Source organism: Pseudomonas sp. ArH3a (assembly GCF_022648765.1).
Lineage (GTDB): Bacteria > Pseudomonadota > Gammaproteobacteria > Pseudomonadales > Pseudomonadaceae > Aquipseudomonas.
In genome coordinates, this window is sequence record NZ_CP080330.1 from 945499 (window position 1) to 962961 (window position 17463).

Genomic DNA, 17463 nt, shown 5'->3' on the forward strand with positions numbered 1-17463 from the left:
TGATCATGCGCGGACGGTGTGGGCACTGGCTCGTGTGTGGGAGCTGGCTTGCCTGCGATGGCATCACTGCGGTGTGTCTGCCACACCGAGTTGTTTGCATCGCAGGCAAGCCAGCTCCCACACTGACCGTGCCCGACCTTTAGGCTTTAGTTGCTCTTGACGGTGTAGTCGGGTTTTTTGTCATTCCCCGGGATGTACGGGCTCCACGGCTGCGCCCGAATCGGCTCCTGGGTCTGCCACACCACCGAGAACTGCCCATCGGCCTGGATCTCGCCGATCATCACCGGCTTGTGCAGGTGGTGGTTGGTTTTGTCCATGGTCAGGGTGAAGCCCGACGGCGCGGCAAAGGTCTGCCCGGCCAGCGCTTCACGCACTTTGTCGACGTCGGTGGACTTGGCTTTCTGCGCCGCTTGCGCCCACATGTGGATGCCCACGTAAGTGGCTTCCATCGGGTCATTGGTCACGGCTTTATCCGCGCCTGGCAGGTTGTGGGCCTTGGCGTAAGCCTTCCAGTCGGCGACGAACTTTTTGTTCACCGGGTTCTCCACTGACTGGAAGTAGTTCCAGGCGGCGAGGTTGCCCACCAGCGGCTTGGTGTCGATGCCGCGCAGCTCTTCTTCACCCACGGAGAAGGCCACCACCGGTACGTCGGTCGCCTTCAGGCCCTGGTTGGCCAGTTCTTTGTAGAACGGCACGTTGGAGTCGCCGTTCACGGTGGAGATCACGGCAGTTTTGCCGCCTGCAGAGAACTTTTTGATGTTGGCCACGATGGTCTGGTAATCGGCGTGGCCGAACGGGGTGTAGACCTCTTCGATGTCTTTATCGGCGACGCCTTTGGAATGCAGGAACGAGCGCAAAATCTTGTTGGTGGTGCGCGGGTACACGTAGTCGGTGCCGAGCAGGAAGAAGCGCTTGGCGCCGCCGCCTTCTTCGCTCATCAGGTACTCCACCGCTGGGATCGCCTGCTGGTTGGGTGCTGCACCGGTATAGAACACGTTGGGCGACATCTCTTCGCCTTCGTATTGCACCGGGTAGAACAGCAAGCCGTTGAGTTCTTCAAACACCGGCAATACCGATTTACGCGACACCGAGGTCCAGCAGCCGAACACCACGGCGACCTTGTCCTGGGTCAGCAACTGGCGGCCTTTCTCGGCGAACAGCGGCCAGTTCGAGGCCGGGTCGACGACCACCGGCTCAAGCATTTTGCCGTTGACGCCGCCCTTGGCGTTGATCTCGTCGATGGTCATCAACGCCATGTCTTTAAGCGAAGTTTCGGAGATCGCCATGGTCCCCGATAACGAGTGCAGGATGCCGACCTTGATGGTCTCGGCGGCCTGCACGGTCCAGGTCAAACCCATGGCGGCAATGGATGCCGACAAAGTAAAAGCCTTGATCAAGCTACGACGCTGCATGGTGCGATCTCCGTAAACCGATATTTTTTGTGGGGCAGATACACCGGACTTTGCAAAGGCTGTGCCTGCGGCGCTTAACGTGAGCATTGATGGGGGTTAGCGGGTGAAGGCGCGGGCGTGGCGCACCAACTTGGCGCTGTAATGGCGGGCCCGTGCACGGCAAGCCCTCAAAAAGGGCGTGTGGGCAGACCCGAGCGCGGGCGAGCGGGTATTCACGCGGTTGTTGCTTGAATGGCGCAAAACCAGTCAGCGCTGAGGCAGTCCCGTACCGCCTTGCGCGAACAACTATCTACCGTCTTTAAGTCCGTCCTCAGTTCATCTTGAGTGCTGACACCGCTCCTGGCGTGTTGGCATTTTTTTGGATGAGACTACCTATGAATGACGTTGAAGATTTACCGCAACAAATCCCGGGGCATGTGCCGGAACTTCCGGCACTGAGCCCCTTATTTATCTCGGCGGATGACGCCGCCAACTGGGCCCACCAGCAACCCCGGCCGAACACGGGCATGGAGTATGGTGCGCTCATCCTCAAACGCCCGGACGGCAAGTTTGTGGCGACGATGCCGATCCTTGGCCAGAAGTTGGGTTTTGACTATAAAGCGCTGTTGGAGGCCGATGCCGATAACTTTTTCATGCATCCCCGTGGTTATACCTGCCACGGGCTTTTTCACTCTCACCCGGCGTTGCGCCAGGAGTTTGAAAAAGCCAACCCCAGCTTTTCCGTCGACCAGATCAAGTTGTTCATCAGTTTCTTTTCTGGCTCGGACATCATGCAGGCCTATCGCAGGGGGGACTTCGCCAGCATCAATTACCTTTCCGGCCCTTACGGCTCCTTGATCAAAAATGAAGTGCGCCTGACTGAGCAGAGCAAAAATTATGCGCACTGGTTGTTGGCCATTAAGCAGCAAACACCGGCAATCAGTGGTCATGGCGATGACCGGACGCCTGAGGGGATTGTCAGAAAGCTCGCCTCGCTTTGGGATGTGCGCGTACTGATCCCAGGCGCCGTTTTCCAGGGGTTGCGTGGGCGGATCACTGAAGATTGGCAGCCGTTTGAGCCCGTTGATTCAAGTGAAGTGACTGAGCTACCGTTGTGCGGGCCGATTTTCAGCCAGGCCCGGCAGGCGGTTGAGCATGCGCTGAGTCAGCAAGGCAGCACAGACCAGCGCGGCGGTTTTGTGTTGAAACGTGCGGACGTGGAGGAATATGTAGCCACCGAGGCGATGCTGCTGACTTCGCTGAACCCGACGGCCTCCCGACTTTTTCCCCTGGCCGCGAGCCTGTGGCCGTTGTTACCGGCGCAGCATTTTGTCGAGGGATGGTACTGCGCTGCGCCGCTGACGAAGGCGACGCCAGTGCCGTTGCAGCCGTGGCTATACGGAAACTTCTTTTCTCCTCAGGAACTCGCCGAAGGTATTGCCCAATCGAGACGGCTTAAAGCGTCGATCGAGCCAGGCAAACCGTTGAGCGTTTATCGTAGAACCCGCGACGGTGCGCTGCTGCGTTACCGTTTTTCGTTTTCTGCGCAGGAGGAGTTGCTCTATAGCGTCACGCCAGAGGGGCAAGTGACGGACAACGGCATTCAGGGCACGATCATGAACGCCCAACTCAGCCCCAAAGCGTTTATCCAGCAAGTGGCGGCTGCAGGTGAGTTGACGGTGCTGGAAGCCAGTAATGTGTGGGACAAGGTCGGCGCCGTGACGCCTGCTTGGCGGCCCTTCTCAAAGATTCCCGTGCCCGTTCTCAGCCCGGCCTTTATCAGCGCCGCCGACGCCGCCCGTTGGGCCCATGAGGCTATCGGCGCGAGGCGCGACGTCGAATATGGCGGTGTCATTCTCAAACGTGGTAACCGCTACTACGCGACCGAGCCCCTACCGGACCAGCACGAAAGCTTTGACCATGGGTTGTTGTTGGCCAAGGACAGTGAGGGCAACTTCATCGCGCCTGATGATTACAGCACCGAGGCGTTCTATCACTCCCATCCCGCCAACGCGACAAAAATCCGCGAACAGTTTCGAAGTTTCACGCCTGACCAGGTGCAGCTGTTCAACAACTTCTATTCGGTGGCGGACCAACTCTTCAGCTTCAAGCAGCGAGCGTTCGCCAAGACCCACTATTTTTCCGGGCCGGACAATGTGTTGCTCAAATACGTCAGCAGTGGTTCGGCGCTGGAAAAAACCTGGGAACAACAACTGCGCACCGGAACGGTTGAGGCCAGCAGCGATTTTGAGAACATGATTTGGAAACTGGCCGAGGCCGGCGAATTGTCGGTACTGATTGGCCATGGGGTTTGGGGCGGTGTTCGCGGCCAGGTTAAAAAAGGCTGGCGAATCAACACGCCAGTGACCCTTGGCAGTGCCGTACTGCAACAACCCTTTTTCACCTCAGTGTTCCCCACCTCGGAAACGGCCGTGCTGAGTGCGCTTTTGACTTCCGGCCCACTCGACGCGGGCGCCATGGGGTTCGTCCTCAAGCACACTCGCGAGGACGTCTATGTCGCGACGTTGGCAGTGCCCAAGACTCAGCCGCTGTTTTCGCCCAACAAAGTGTTTCTTGAACGCCCCGGCGGCAAGCTTCGATTGCCGTCCAATTTCCGCCTGGCGGCCATTTATTTCCGAAGCTGGTACGAGAACGACGAAGTCGCGGCCAGGGAAAAATGGCTGGCCAGTACCTTCTTTACGCCTGCGCAGGTTGTCGCAGCGGCCCGCCAGGCGCGGGCTACCTTGGACGTCCAGGACTCGGCTCGCGGGTTGTCGCTGTACATGCACGCCTCCGATGGCGCCCTGCTGACATTCAAGGTGCCCGAGGTCACGGCCATGTTGGAGCTGGTCGGGCAAAAAAATGACGGTGAGCTTGACGATAATGGCGCACAAGCAGCTCTGGCCGCCGGTACGCTCAGCCCGCGAACGTATGTGCGCAGGGTCATTGCGGCGACCGATCTGTCGGTGGTGCAGGCCGGAGGCCTGTGGCGCAGGGTGGGCGGGGTGGATAACCGCTCCGACCTGCTGACCTCGTTTTACACGGCGACCTTGAGTCGTTCGTTTCTTTCGGCGCGCGATGCGGCGGTGTATGCCCATGAGCGCATTGGCACTCGGCGGGACCGCTACTACGGCGGTTACGTACTCAAGGGCGAAGACGGCCGTTTTGTGATCACTGAGCCCATGGAAAGCGCGGCGAATCCATTTGCCTTCACGCTGTTTTTTCCACGCGACAACCAAGGCCCGCTTATCCCGCCAGAACCTTACGTATTGCAGGGGCGCTATGGCTCCCACACCGCCCTGTCGATGATTGACCCGGGCTGGGTCGCGCGGCGCCGTTGGACGCGGGATGAGGCACAGACCAACCTGCAGGTATTCTCTGACGATGAAATGTACTCGATCATCCCGGCCGGGCGGGTGGCGTACTTGTCGGGGGCGCGGGACTGCTTGCTGGAGTACACCCCGAACAATTTGCCTGAGGAACGGATACTGCTGGCCAATATTGGCCCGCACGCCGGTGATAACAGCCTCGGCAAGCGCCTCGACAGTGGGCAGATCCGCCCTATCGATTGGGTCCGGCGCCTGGCTCAAGCCGGGGATTTCAAGATTATTCTGGGCAACCCGTTGTGGGGCCCACGCTCGGTGGTCTACAGCGACTGGACGCCCAACTTCGATTACGCCCCGAGGTCCGGCGCTCCCACCTACGCTACCTACGGCGCCGTATTCGCCAGTGCCGATGAGGCTGCCCGCAACCTGCATGGGCGGGTCCATGCGCGTAACTTCGCAGAGCCGGCCTGCTTTGCCTTCATCCTCAAGCGCCGGGATCAGGAACAGTACATTGCGAGTGAGGTGGTGGGCGTCAGCCAGCAGAACAAACTGTTCAATCTCAACAGCCTGTTTGAGCCCAAGGCTGAGGGCGGCTACCGCTTGCCCGATGGGTTTGTATTGCACGGGCTGTTTCGCTCGCAGCAATGGTCCCCTGCAGGGCTAAACACGTCGTACGCTTGGCTGACGCTGTTTTTTATCACGCCGCAGGTGTTGTACGTCGCGCTCTATGAAGCGAATCGAAGTGGCGTGACCAACCTGCCGATTTACTGCTCAACCCTGGATGGCGCGCTGTTGCGGTATGTGCCCTCACCGGTTGACGTTAAGGCGGGCGGCCCGGCGGAAACCTTATTGACTCAGGCGCAGGAAGAGTTGAACTCCGGTAAAAAGACGCCCTCGGCTTTCGTCAGGGAGTGGGCGCTGAGGGGCAGGCTTCATGTGATACGTACCAGCCAGTGCTGGGATAAAAAAGGCGTAGTCGCCACTACCTGGACCGGTTACGAAACCTTGGCGCCTCGCCGATTAAGCCCGGCTTTTTCCAGCCCCGATGATGCGGCCCGTCACGCGGCAGCCTTGGTGGGCAACGGGCATCGTCGGCGTTATGGCGGGGTGATCCTCAGGCTGGGCAATCGGTTGTTCGCTTCGACGAACCCTTTGGCGATTCCGCCCCAGGGCTTGGCATTGCACTGGATCTACCCTGAACACGCGGCTGAGGTGGGGCTTTATCCGGGGGGCAGTACTATTGTTGCCCGTTACCGGTCCGAGGTGGACCAAGAAGTACCGCTGCTGCTGTCCTCCACTCAGAAATCCATCTACAAGAGCATGATCCCGAGCGCAGTGCTGTCGAACCTGTTGCACCGTGAAGCCCACATCAAGCGTGAATATGTGTTCGGCGCAAATGGCTCGATCCTCAGTTACGAGCTGTCGGGCACCGAGGAGGAGAGGCAGCTCAAGAGTCGGCTTGGCCCTCTGAACCTGGCCAAGGGTGATTACGGCGACAACGGCGTCGAACAGCAACTGCGCAGCGGTGCACTCTCGCCGCAGGCGTTTATCACTGAGGTGGCGAAGGCGGGTAAATTGTATGTGGTTGAGGGCGATCAGACATGGGGGCAGCCCAGGCAGATAACAGCGAATTTTGTGCCGAATCAATTTCGCCCCAACGCCGGGGATATTCGCCAGGTGTTCTTCGACTCGCCCTGCGGGCCGATTTTTACCCGCGCGTTGGATGCTGTTCGTTACGCCCAGCGCGCGTGGAAACCGCACACCGACGTGGCCTTCGGTTACGTGCTCAAGTCAGTCAACAAGCCGCTGTACATGACGACCTTGGCGCTTGTCAGAGATAACCTGGCCGACTTCGAGCAAGTGTTTGTCGACGGCCAGTTGCCCCAAGGCTATGTGCTCGATGGCCTGTATCTGTGCGCTTCCACGGTTGCCATCGCCTCGGCCGAGGATGAAATGGCGCGCAGCTTCCTGCCGCCCCAGTACCTCGCCAAAGCACTCAACTTCATGACCTCTGCGCGCAATGTCAATGTCCTGCCACTGTATGTGGCGTGCAGCGATGGTGCGCTGCTCACGTATGTGTTTCCCAAGACCGCGTCGCTGTCCGACTGGACCCGCACCGCGCACCTGGACCGCACGCACTTGCTCGAAGGCACCCTCACGGTGCGTGACTATGTGCGCCGCCTGGCAGGTGCGGGTGAGTTGTCCATTCGGGTGACCAGTGACGTCTGGGGCAGAAAGGAGCGAGTCACTGCCGAGTGGGTGCCAAAAAAAGCGCCCCATGCGTTTGCCGACGACCCGCGTTTGCATTCGTTTTGCGGGCCGCTGTTTCTTTACCCCGATGATGCGGCCCGCTATGCCGAAGGCTTGGTGGCGCCGTTCAGTACTCAGCAGTATTTGGGCGCGGTCCTGGTGCCTGGGCTCACGCAGGGCTACGTCGCCCTCGATCCGGTGGAGGATCAGGGCACGGGAGACACAAGTACCTTGCAACTGTTGTTCTGGATCGACCATGCCGGGTTCGACGTGCCTGACACCCATGAGCTCAAGACCTACAAAATCTCCGCTGTGCAGGCGTTCTACAAAACCATTGCTTCGACGTCCAGCCTGGAACCGATCGACACAAGCCTGTTGGCCAACTTCGTCTCCAAGGACGACCTGCGCGACTATGTGTCGGTGATCAAGAGCAACTTTCCCGACGCCAAGAGTTGTTACCTGTCCTGCCGGGGCGGTGCCCTGCTCAAGTACGTGCCGGCATTTACAGAGGCAGAAACCCGGGTTCTTGCACCAGGGGCCGCGCCAGATCCCAGGGTGCTGGTCAATCAGTTGCGCGGCCAGGGCAGTTTGTCGGTGCTGGTCACCGACGCCTTCTGGACACGTCTGGGGGTGCTGGGTGAAGAGTGGAATATCAGCGAGGTGCAGGCAGAACTGGAGGCCGAGGAGTTCTGGTACTCACGAACCAGGGACGAACTCTGACCTCAGCGCTTGCGCATCAAACCGATAAAAAACAACCCGCCAATCGCCGCCGTCGCCACGCCAATGGGCAGGTCTTCGGGGGCGATGAGGGTGCGTGCTGCGACGTCGACCCACACCAGGAACACGCTGCCCAGCAGCACGCACACCGGCAGCAATCGCCGGTGCTCGGCGCCCACCAGGCGTCGGGCGATGTGCGGCACCATCAGCCCGACGAAGCCGATGGAGCCGCTGATGGACACCAGCACGCCGGTCATCAGGGACGCGACCAGAAACACCTTGAGCCGTACGTTGCGCGCGTTCAGGCCCAGGGTCACGGCGGTCTGTTCGCCGGCCATCAACGCATTCAACGGCCGCGCCATGCCCAGCAGCAATACCAAGCCCAGCAGCACGGTAGCGGCGGGGATCGCCAGCAGCTCCCAGCGCGCGAGGCCCAAGCCGCCGAGCATCCAGAACATGACTGCCGACGCGGCGCGGTGGTCGCCCATAAACAGCAGCAGGTTGGCCACCGCCATCATCACGAACGACACGGCCACACCGCACAGCAGCAGGCGATCACTCTCCAGGCGGCCGTTACGACTGGCCACGGCCAACACCACCAGCATGCTCAGCAGGGCACCGACAAAGGCGGCGATGGGCAGGGTCAGCAGGCCGATGACTTCCCCCACATGCAGCACCACGATCACCGCGCCGAGGGTGGCGCCGGAGGTCACGCCGAGCAGGTGCGGGTCGGCCAGCGGGTTGCGTGTCACCGCCTGCAGCACCGCGCCGATCAAGGCCAGCCCGGCGCCCACCAGCGCGCCCAGCAGCATGCGCGGCACGCGGATCAGCCACACGATGTGCTCCTGCCCCGTGCTCCAGTTCACCGCGCCAATGCCGAACGCCTTGTTGAGTAAAATCCGCCACACCACGTCCACCGGCACCCGCGCCGAGCCGAACCCCAGCGAGATCACGCAGGAGACCAGCAACAACGCGCCAAGGGCACTCAATAGCAGGGCGTAGCGACGCGTGATCATTCGCCGTGGAACCCCTTGGCCAGGGTTTCAACCGCCAGCACATTGTCGATACCCGGCGTGGCCTGCACGTAGGGGATCACGATAAAACGTTGGTTCTTGATCGCGTCCACTGATTGCAGGGCCGGGTTGTTGAGCAGGAATTTCTCTTTTTGATCAGCAGTGATTTCGCTGTAGTCGACGATCACGATCACCTGCGGGTTGCGTTCCACCACGGTTTCCCAGTTGACGCGGGTCCAGCTGGCGTCGATGTCATCGAGAATATTGCGCCCGCCGGCTGCATCGATCAGCGCCTGCGGCATGCCCAGGCGGCCTGAGGTCATGGCGCGGTCTTCACCGCTGTCGTAGAGGAACACCCGTGGCTTGTCGGCGGGCAGGTCTTTTTGCACCTCGGCCACTTGCGCCTGCATCTGTGCGATCAGTGCGTTGGCGCGGTCTTGCACATCGAAGATCTTGCCTAGGTTGCGCACGTCGTTATAGGTGTCTTCCAGCGTGGCAGCCGGGCGCTTCATCACGAACGCGCACGACTCGGTCAGCTCATACACGTTGATGCCCAAGGGTTGCAGGGTTTGCGGCGTGAGGTCGCCGCCCACGCGCATGCCGTAGTCCCAGCCGGCGAAGAAGAAGTCTACGTTGGCATTGAGCAGGGTTTCCACCGACGGGTACTTGCTCGCCAGCTCCGGCAGGCCTTCGAGGTGCTCGGCCATTTCGGGCGTCACCGACTTCCAGCCAGTGACGCCGCTGTAGCCAGCCATGTTTGGCTTGAGGCCCAGGGCGAGCATCATCTGGGTCATGTTGATGTCGTGGCTGACCGCGTGTTTGGGCGCCTGCTGAAAGGTCACATCGCGGTTGCAGCTTTTGAGGGTCACCGGGTAATGGGTCGCGTCGGCGAACGCTTGGGCAGTGCCGAACAGCAAGGCGAGAGACAGCAGGGCGCGCAGGGTCATGGTTGGGTTATCCAGGTGATTCGGGGGTAGCCGGACAAAGGATGGGTGTCGATCAGGGCGTCGACGGCAAATACCTCGCGCAGCAATTCGACGGTAAGCACTTCGTGGGGAGGGCCGCTGGCGACAATGCGCCCGTGGTTGATCACGTACAGGCGATCACAGAAGGCGGCGGCCAGGTTCAGGTCGTGGATGCTGGCCAACGTGCCGATGTTCAAACGTTTTACCAGCCGCAACAACTCCAGCTGATAGCGTGGGTCGAGGTGGTTGGTCGGCTCGTCGAGGATCAGCAGTTGGGGTTGCTGGGCCAGGGCGCGGGCCAGGATCACTCGCTGTTTTTCACCGCCCGAAAGGGTGGCGAAGGCATGGTCTTCGAAGTCCTGCATGCCGACCGACGCCAACACGCTGCGAACAAGCTGTTGGTCGTGCAGCGTGTCGCTGTCGAACAAACCCTTGTGGGGCGTGCGGCCCATGGCGACCACTTCGTCCACGCGCAAACCGAAGGCGTCGGGGAATTCCTGAAGCACCACGGCGACGCGTTGCGCGCACCACTTTGCGCTGTGCTTCCACACATTCTGATGCTCAAGCAACACGTCGCCGTGTTCCGGTTTGCTGAAGCGATAGGCGCAGCGCAGCAGGCTTGTCTTGCCACTGCCATTGGGGCCGATCAGCCCGACAAACTCCCCCGCACCGACCTGCAGGCTGGCGTCACGCAGCTGGAACTGGTGCAGGCAGTGGTCGTGGCCCGGTGGTGTCCAGGCAAGGTCGGTGAGGGTGAGTGAGGTCATCAATGTTCTCTTGTTCAACACAATTCAAAGGTGGGAGCTGGCTTGCCTGCTATAGCGGTGGATCAGGCACACCGTTATCGCAGCATCGGTATCTACACAACTTTCAACGCCAGCCACAATCCTCCGTGGCGAGCGGGCTTGTTGTGGCAAGCCAGCTGCCACACTGGAGCCTGTGTTGTTCGGTTAAAAGGTGTAGTCCGCCGTGACGAAAAACGAGCGCGGTTCACCCAGGATCCACTGTTGGCCATCGTTGTATTGGCTGACGGCGTAGGTGCGGTCAAACAGGTTGTTCAGTTGCAGGCCCAGGGTGGTATTGCGCAGCGCCTTCCATGACACGGTGGCGTCAACCACGGTGTAGCTTGGCAGTTCGTTCTGGTTGGCCATGTCGGCGTAACGCGCATCGACATAGCGCACGCCGGCACCGGCGCGGATGCTGTCGGTCACGGCCTTGCTCAGCCACAGGTTGGCGGTGCGGCGCGGTACGTCCACCGGGCGGTTGCCGTCGCGCGATACCTGCACGCCGCCGACATCCTGTTTGAACGCGTCGTACTGCGCACGCACGATGGCGGCGTTGGCTTGCAATTGCCAGGCGTTGGGCAGTTGTAGGTCGAGGCTGGCTTCCAGGCCGTTGGAGGATTGCTGGCCGACTTGCTGCTTGAGGTTCGGGTTGCCCGGGACGTCGGTGAGCAGTTTCTTTTTAACGATGTGGTAGGCCGCCAACGTCCATTCGCCGCGCTGGTCCCAGAACGCCTGCTTGATGCCAATTTCGCCCTGCTTGGCCGTGGACAGGTCGAACTGCTGCTGGCCCGGGCTCAAGGAGATCAGGCCGCCGACGCCATCGGTGCTGGTGGCGTACTGGCCGTAGACCGAGGTGTCTGCGGTGATCGCATAGACCAAACCGGCCTTCCAGTTGTTGCCGGTGAGGGTCTTGTCGGACTGGTTGCCATCGCGCAAATCATCGCGGTCGATGTGCGCATAGTCGCGTCGAATACCGGTGATCAGCGACAGTTGGTCGGTGAGCTGCAAGCGGTTTTCGGCAAAACCGGCGACCGTTTTAGTGGTGGTGGCGAACAGCGGTTTGAACGGGTCTTTGCTTTGAAACGCAGCGGGCGCCGGATGGTACAGGTCGATCGGCTGGCCGTTTTTAAGCACGTCGTCAAAGGGCGAGTTGCTGGCGAGGCGGAAGCGAATACGGTTGTATTCCACACCGGCCACGGTCTGGCTGTCGAGGCCAAACAGCGTGTGCTTGAAGGTGAAGGTCTGGCGGTCGCCCACCTGTTCCTGGTTGTGCTTGATGCCGAAGTTACCGCTGCGGGTCAGCTGACCGTTGGTGAAGTTGTAGTTCTCGGCGTTCTGCCAGCGGCGCTGGTTTTTCAGGTAGTACAGCTCGTTGGTGGCGCTGACATTGTCGTTGAGTTGCCACTCGCTGGTCAGGCGCGTCCACTGATCGTTGTAGTGCAGGGTGTCGTTGCTGACGTTGTAGTTCTTGTCGCGCAGGCTCTTGTGCAATTGGCCGTTGAGCAGCGGTGTGCCGAAATAATTCTGTGGGCGCTGGTCGCCGTAGTCGCTGGCCAGGGTGAAGCTCAAGTTGTCGGCTGGTTGCCAGCGCAGAGCGGCGCTGACGAAGTCGCTGCCGGAGTCGCCACGGTCGATGAAACCGTTGCTGCGCAGGCGGTTGAGGTTCAGGCGATAGCTCAGGGTGTCGGTCAGCGAGCCGCCACTGTCCAGGGCTTGCTGCTGGCGATCATAAGAGCCGTAGCCCAGGCGGACATGGTTTTCGATGTCGCCGGTGAAGGGCTTTTTCGAGCGTGTATTGACCACCGCACCGGTGGCGCCTTCGCCGTACAGCACCGAAGCCGGGCCGCGCAGCACGTCCACGCGCTCCACCGCCCAGGTGTCCACCGGGAAGGTCGATGTGCCCATGCCGGTGTACATGCGGTTGCCGTCGTACAGTTGCATGACCGAACTCTGCCCGGTAAAACCGCGTGCCTGCAACGAGGTGCCACCGTCGCCCGGCGTGCCGGTGCGGCTAATGCCGGAGGCACGCGAGATGGCGTCCTGCACGCTGGCGTCGCCGCGTTCGCGGATTTTCTCGCCGGTCTGGCTCTCGACACTGCCGGGCGTCTGCAAGGCCGTGAGGTTCAAGCGCGAGCCGGCGGTGGTCGGGGTGTTCAGGTCGACGCGCTCGTCATCCACGGCGGGCGCAGTCACGGGGCTGGCGGGCAGAGTCAGGGCCTGGGCGCTGTTGTGCAGGGCGAGCAGGCACAGGCCGCACGCGAGGTACTTGTTCATCGGACGATCAATCACTTCTTGAAGGGTGTGCTCACCGCAGGGCGCGGCGAGCAACGATAACGCAGAAAGTGTTATAAGTTAACACTTATTGGCTGCGCGACGAAAGTCGCGCAAGGCTACAGAAGGGCTCTGCCGTGGGCATCTCGCCTGCTTCATGCAGAACCTGAGGCAGATTCACGTGGGTTGAAAAAACGCGCCAACACCAGACGATCCAATACCCACACCACGATCAACGACGCGCCCACCAACGGGAAGATAATCGCCAGCCCGAGCATGATCACCATCGCGGTTTTCCACTTCGGCAGGTCATGGCGCAACGGCGGAACACCCAGGCCACCGGCAGGTCTGCGCTTCCACCAGATCACCACGCCACTGACGGCGCTGAGCAGAATCATCAAGCAAATCATCAACACGATCAGTTGATTGACCCAGCCGAACATCTTGCCTTCATGCAGCATCACACCGGTCTCAGTAGCACGGGCGACGGTGTTGTAGTGTTCCCAGCGCACATCGGCGAGGACTTTGCCGGTGTATTGGTCCACGTGCAGGGTGGCGTCGTTGCGCGGGTCGTTGGCGAATACCGCGATGGTGAACACGCCTTCGGCGGTGGTGGGGAAGGTGATGCTGTAGCCGGGCTTGACCTGACGTGCGTTGGCCAGGTCGACCACGTGTTGCAGGCGCACGGTGGGGGCGGCCGGGCCAGAGTGCATGGCGCCGTGGTTCATGTGTTCGGCGTGGTCGCCGGACATGGGCATCGGCGTGTTTTCCATGGCCCAGGGCACGGTTTGCTGGCTGGCGGTATTGAGCACGCGGGCCTGCTGATCGGACTGCGGCATGTTGTTCCACATCGCCGCCGGGAAGGTGTTCCACAGCTCGGCGTATTGCTTGCCCCAGAAGCCGGTCCAGGTCATGCCGCTGAGCAGCATCACCAGTAAAAAGGCCGCGCCCCAGAAGCCGGCGACCGCGTGCATATCGCGCCAGAACACCCGGCCACGTGTGTTAAATCGCGGCCACAAGACCCCGGCCGACGACTTGCCGCGCGGCCACCACAGGTACACGCCGGACACCACGAGCATCACGCCCCAACCGGCGGCGAGTTCCACCAGGCGATCGCCGACGGTGCCGATCATCAGCTCACCGTGCAACGCGCGGGCGATGGCTTGCAGGTTGTATTTGGCATCCTGTTCGCCAAGCACGGTGCCGCGATACGGGTCGACGAACACGGTCACTTCGCGCCCATCGTGACGCATCACGAATTGCGCGCTGCTGGTGGCGTCGGCAGGCGGCAAATATTTGCTGATCTTGCCTTGGGGAAAGGCCGCCTGGGCGCGTTGCAATTGTTCGTCGGCGCTCAATGCGTGTTCGGCGCTTTGCACCTTGAGCAGGTCGCCATACATCAGCGGGTCGAGCTGGGGTTTGAACAGGTAGATGATGCCGGTGAGGGCCAGCAGCACCATGAAAGGGGCGACGAATAGCCCGGCGTAGAAGTGCCAACGCCAGGCCAGGTTGTAGAAGGAAATCTTTTGAGTGGTCATCAGGTGCTCCGCAAAGGCTTTAAAAATTTTTGTCAGTTATGCAGCCATCGCGGGCAAGTCGCACCGCCGCTCCCACAGGGGAATGTATTTCAACTGTGGGAGCGGCGGTGCGACGATTCGACTTGCCCGCGATGCTGTTAGAAGCTCATGTCCACCTTGGTCCAGAGCGTGCGCCCCGGTTCCTTGATGGCTTGCGGGTCGTTGGCCGGGTAGCCGAAGCCTGCGTTACCGGCCAGGTTCAGGTGCTCGGCGTAGGCCTTGCCGAAGAGGTTGTCGACGCCGGTGCTGACCTTGAAGTTTTTGTTGATGCGGTACGCCGCGTTCAGCGAGAACACGCCAAAGCCGCCGCTCTTGTCGAAGTCTTTACCGACCACGTTGCCCTTGTTTTGGTCGATGCGGTTTTGCGCCGCGACTACGCGCCACAAGGCACCGGCGCTCCAGTCGTCTTCGCTGTAGGTCAGGCCGAAACGGGCGTCCAGCGGTGGCATTTGCGGCAGCGCTTTGCCGTCGCTGCTGTTCTTGCCCCAGGCGTAGGCGAGGCTGGCGTCGGCCTTCCAGTTGCGCGTCAGCTTGTAGGCTGCACCCAGTTCGCCGCCCATGATCCGTGCATCGACGTTACGCGCCTGGGAGGTGGTGCCCATCATGCCGGGCTTGTAATCGAACAGGATAAAGTCGCGTACCTGGCCGATATAAGCCGAGGCCCAGGCTTCCACATCCGCGGTTTTGTATTGCGCGCCGAAGTCGAGTTGGGTGGTCTTTTCCGGCTTCACGCCATCGAAGGCATTCACCGAACCGGCCGCGCCGGTTTTGGGCGAAAACAGCTCCCAGTAATCCGGGAAGCGTTCGGCGTGGCCCAGCCCGGCGTAGACGGTGGTCGGGCTGTCGGCCAAGTCATGCTCATAACGCATAAAGCCTGACGGCAGGGTATCGGCGCGGGTGTTGTCGGCGGTCGGGTTGGGGCGCGACATCATTCCTGAGCCCGTGCGCTGGCGGAAATCCTTGGCCGAGGCCCGGTCCAGGCGCGCACCGGTGATCAGACGATCGCGGTCGGCGGCGTACCAGGTCAGTTCGCCGAACACCCCGTAGTTGTGGAAGTTGGCGTCTTTGTTGCGCGGCAGATTCTTGTAGGTGTCGATGCCCATGCTGCTGCGTTGGCGGTGCTCGTTGGTCTGCGCATCCAGGCCGCTGATCAACTGCACATCGGCCCAGCGCCAAGTGGCCTTGATCCGCGCGCCGAGGGTGCGGCGGTCGACGTTGGAGGCCATGGGCCCGGCCATCATCCCGGTGCCCGACGGCGTGCGCAGGCTGTAGTTGTCCATCACATGGTCGGCGTAGTTGTAGTAGACCTGGGCCTCGACCTTATCCAGCACCTCGCCGATATTGGACTTCTCGAAACGCAGGCCCAGGCTTTCGCGCAAGAACTGCGAACCGTCCATGCCGCGCCCGGCGTAGCGGGCTTCACCATCGCCACGGCCGGCGGTGAGTTCCAGCAGGGTGTCAGCGTCGGGGGTGAAGCCGACCGCGACGTCGCCGTTCCATTTGTCGTAGCGCGAGGCAACCGTATCGTTGTTGCCATCCTTGTAGTCATCGGCATGCGCTTGGTTGCCGATCACCCGCACATAGCCCAGCGGCCCGCCGGCGGCGGCATCGATGACTTTGTCGAAGCGCCCGTTGGAACCGGCCAGCACGCTGGCGTTGACCCGTGTGCCCAGTTCGCCGAACTGCTCCGGCTCACGCTCGAACAGGATGGTACCGGCCGAGGCGCCCGGGCCCCAGAGCACGGTTTGCGGGCCTTTGATCACGGTCAGCTTGTCGTAGGTCTCCGGCGAGATATACGAGGTGGGCGCATCCATCCGGCCGGGGCAGGCGCCGAGCATCATGCCGCCGTTGGTGAGGATATTCAGGCGCGAGCCGAACATGCCGCGCAGCACCGGGTCGCCATTGGTGCCGCCGTTGCGCACCAGGGCGAAGCCGGGGATGGTCTTGAGGTAGTCGCCGCCATCGCTGGCGGGCACCGGTTGGCGCGGGTCTTTCGGGTTGGTGATCACGGTCAGCGGCGAGCTGGGGGCAATCGCAGTGATCACCGTGGGGCTCAGATCATGATCTTCCGCGTGAACCTGTGGCACCAACAGTGCGCCACACAGAACAGCGAAAACAGGGGTACGTCCCAAACGGGTGTCAGCAGAAAACCTGGACATGAAAAATTCCATCAATCATTCGTAAACAACACGGCCAGCAGCCTGCGGCTGTCTGTCTAAAGTCGGCCGGGGTGAAGTAACGCGGTGAAGTGCTTACGCGGTGATGGGTGGCGCGCGGCTGCGGGCGCCGGGGAAGATGCTCTGCCGGGCATGGCCCAGGCGTGGGGCGGGGGTGAGGGCGTTGGCCGGCGGCGGGGTGCCAAGGGTGACGTAGGACACGCTGCCGGGCAGGGCCGGGCAGCTGAAGAGCAGGCTGCAATAGCCGCACTTTTCCCAGAGCACGTGGTGTTCGTCAGGCGTTTTACTGTGTTGCGGTGGGGCGCCATGGCAGTTGGGCATGTCCATGGACATTTCCATCGACATACCGGCGTGATGATCCATCGGCATCGCTTGGGAAATCAGCGGACCGATAAAGATCATCAGCATGGCGAACAGGCTGATCCAACTGCCGCGCATCAAGCCCATGGGCTTGCGGCGCTGCGCGGATAACCTGGCGCGAGGGGCGCCCATCGAGGTTGGCCTATTGAGCGTGCATATGCTCGTGGCCCGCCATCGGTGGCGTTTTCTGAACCGAGACTTCCACTTCAACCTTGCCGGCTTTTTCGAACGTCAGGGTCAGTGGGAATTGCTTGCCATCGGCCAACAGGCTACGGTCTTTGAGACCCAGCAGCATCACGTGATAGGCCATCGGCGCGAAGGTCAAATCACCCTTGGCCGGCACGGCAACGCTGGGCACTTGTTGCATCTTCATCAAGTCGCCTTGCATCACATGCTCATGCAGTTCGGCTTTGTCCGCCACAGGCGTCTCGACGCTAAGTAAGCGGTCCGGCGTTTCCCCGGTGTTATGAATCACAAAATACGCCGCGACGGTCGGCGCATTGGGCGGCAATTCCTGAGACCAGGGACCGCTGACCAGCAAGTCGCCGGCCTTGTAGTCATCGGCATTGGCAGCAACGCACACCGGCAGCAACAACGCAGCCAGAAGCAGGGAAGATTTGAGCATGGCAGT

Annotated in this window: 10 protein-coding genes; 1 reads left to right on the forward strand and 9 read right to left on the reverse strand. The window is 61.3% G+C overall.

The features are described 5' to 3' along the window. Positions 1-146: 146 nt before the first annotated feature. Complete coding sequence (gene urtA, locus K0P33_RS04140) at positions 147-1412, reverse strand: urea ABC transporter substrate-binding protein (RefSeq protein ID WP_242154154.1); 1266 nt, start codon at positions 1410-1412, stop codon at positions 147-149. 374 nt (positions 1413-1786) lie between these two features. Between urtA and K0P33_RS04145 the strand changes: the two genes are divergently transcribed. After that, complete coding sequence (locus K0P33_RS04145) at positions 1787-7687, forward strand: DUF4329 domain-containing protein (RefSeq protein WP_242154163.1); 5901 nt, start codon at positions 1787-1789, stop codon at positions 7685-7687. 2 nt (positions 7688-7689) lie between these two features. Here the strand turns inward: K0P33_RS04145 and K0P33_RS04150 are convergent, their stop codons facing one another. From K0P33_RS04150 to K0P33_RS04185, 8 genes are all read right to left on the reverse strand, one after another. Next, a complete protein-coding gene (locus K0P33_RS04150) occupies positions 7690-8700 on the reverse strand; it encodes an iron ABC transporter permease (protein WP_094949775.1) in 1011 nt (336 codons plus the stop codon). After that, the gene (locus K0P33_RS04155) at positions 8697-9644 is read right to left on the reverse strand and encodes an ABC transporter substrate-binding protein (protein WP_242154165.1); all 948 of its coding nucleotides are present in this window, start codon (positions 9642-9644) and stop codon (positions 8697-8699) included. The genes K0P33_RS04150 and K0P33_RS04155 overlap by 4 nt, the downstream gene beginning before the upstream one ends. Continuing rightward, positions 9641-10429, reverse strand: a complete 789-nt coding sequence (locus K0P33_RS04160; RefSeq protein WP_242154168.1) for an ABC transporter ATP-binding protein — start codon at positions 10427-10429, stop codon at positions 9641-9643. Before K0P33_RS04160 ends, K0P33_RS04155 begins: the two co-directional genes overlap by 4 nt. Before the next feature lie 183 nt (positions 10430-10612). Further along, entirely contained in the window at positions 10613-12721 is a 2109-nt protein-coding gene (locus K0P33_RS04165) for a TonB-dependent receptor (RefSeq protein ID WP_242154170.1), read from the reverse strand. 152 nt (positions 12722-12873) lie between these two features. Then, positions 12874-14256 (reverse strand): PepSY domain-containing protein, encoded by a 1383-nt coding sequence (locus K0P33_RS04170; RefSeq protein WP_242154172.1) that lies wholly within the window; start codon positions 14254-14256, stop codon positions 12874-12876. 137 nt (positions 14257-14393) lie between these two features. Then, on the reverse strand, positions 14394-16454 hold the full coding sequence (locus K0P33_RS04175) for a TonB-dependent copper receptor (RefSeq protein WP_094949780.1): 2061 nt from the start codon (positions 16452-16454) through the stop codon (positions 14394-14396). Between the two features lie 93 nt (positions 16455-16547). Further along, positions 16548-16910 carry a DUF2946 domain-containing protein gene (locus K0P33_RS04180; protein ID WP_094949819.1) on the reverse strand — a complete coding sequence of 121 codons (363 nt, stop codon included), beginning with the start codon at positions 16908-16910 and terminating at the stop codon, positions 16548-16550. Between the two features lie 64 nt (positions 16911-16974). Further along, a complete protein-coding gene (locus K0P33_RS04185; RefSeq protein WP_094949781.1) occupies positions 16975-17457 on the reverse strand; it encodes a copper chaperone PCu(A)C in 483 nt (160 codons plus the stop codon). Between the last annotated feature and the right edge of the window lie 6 nt (positions 17458-17463).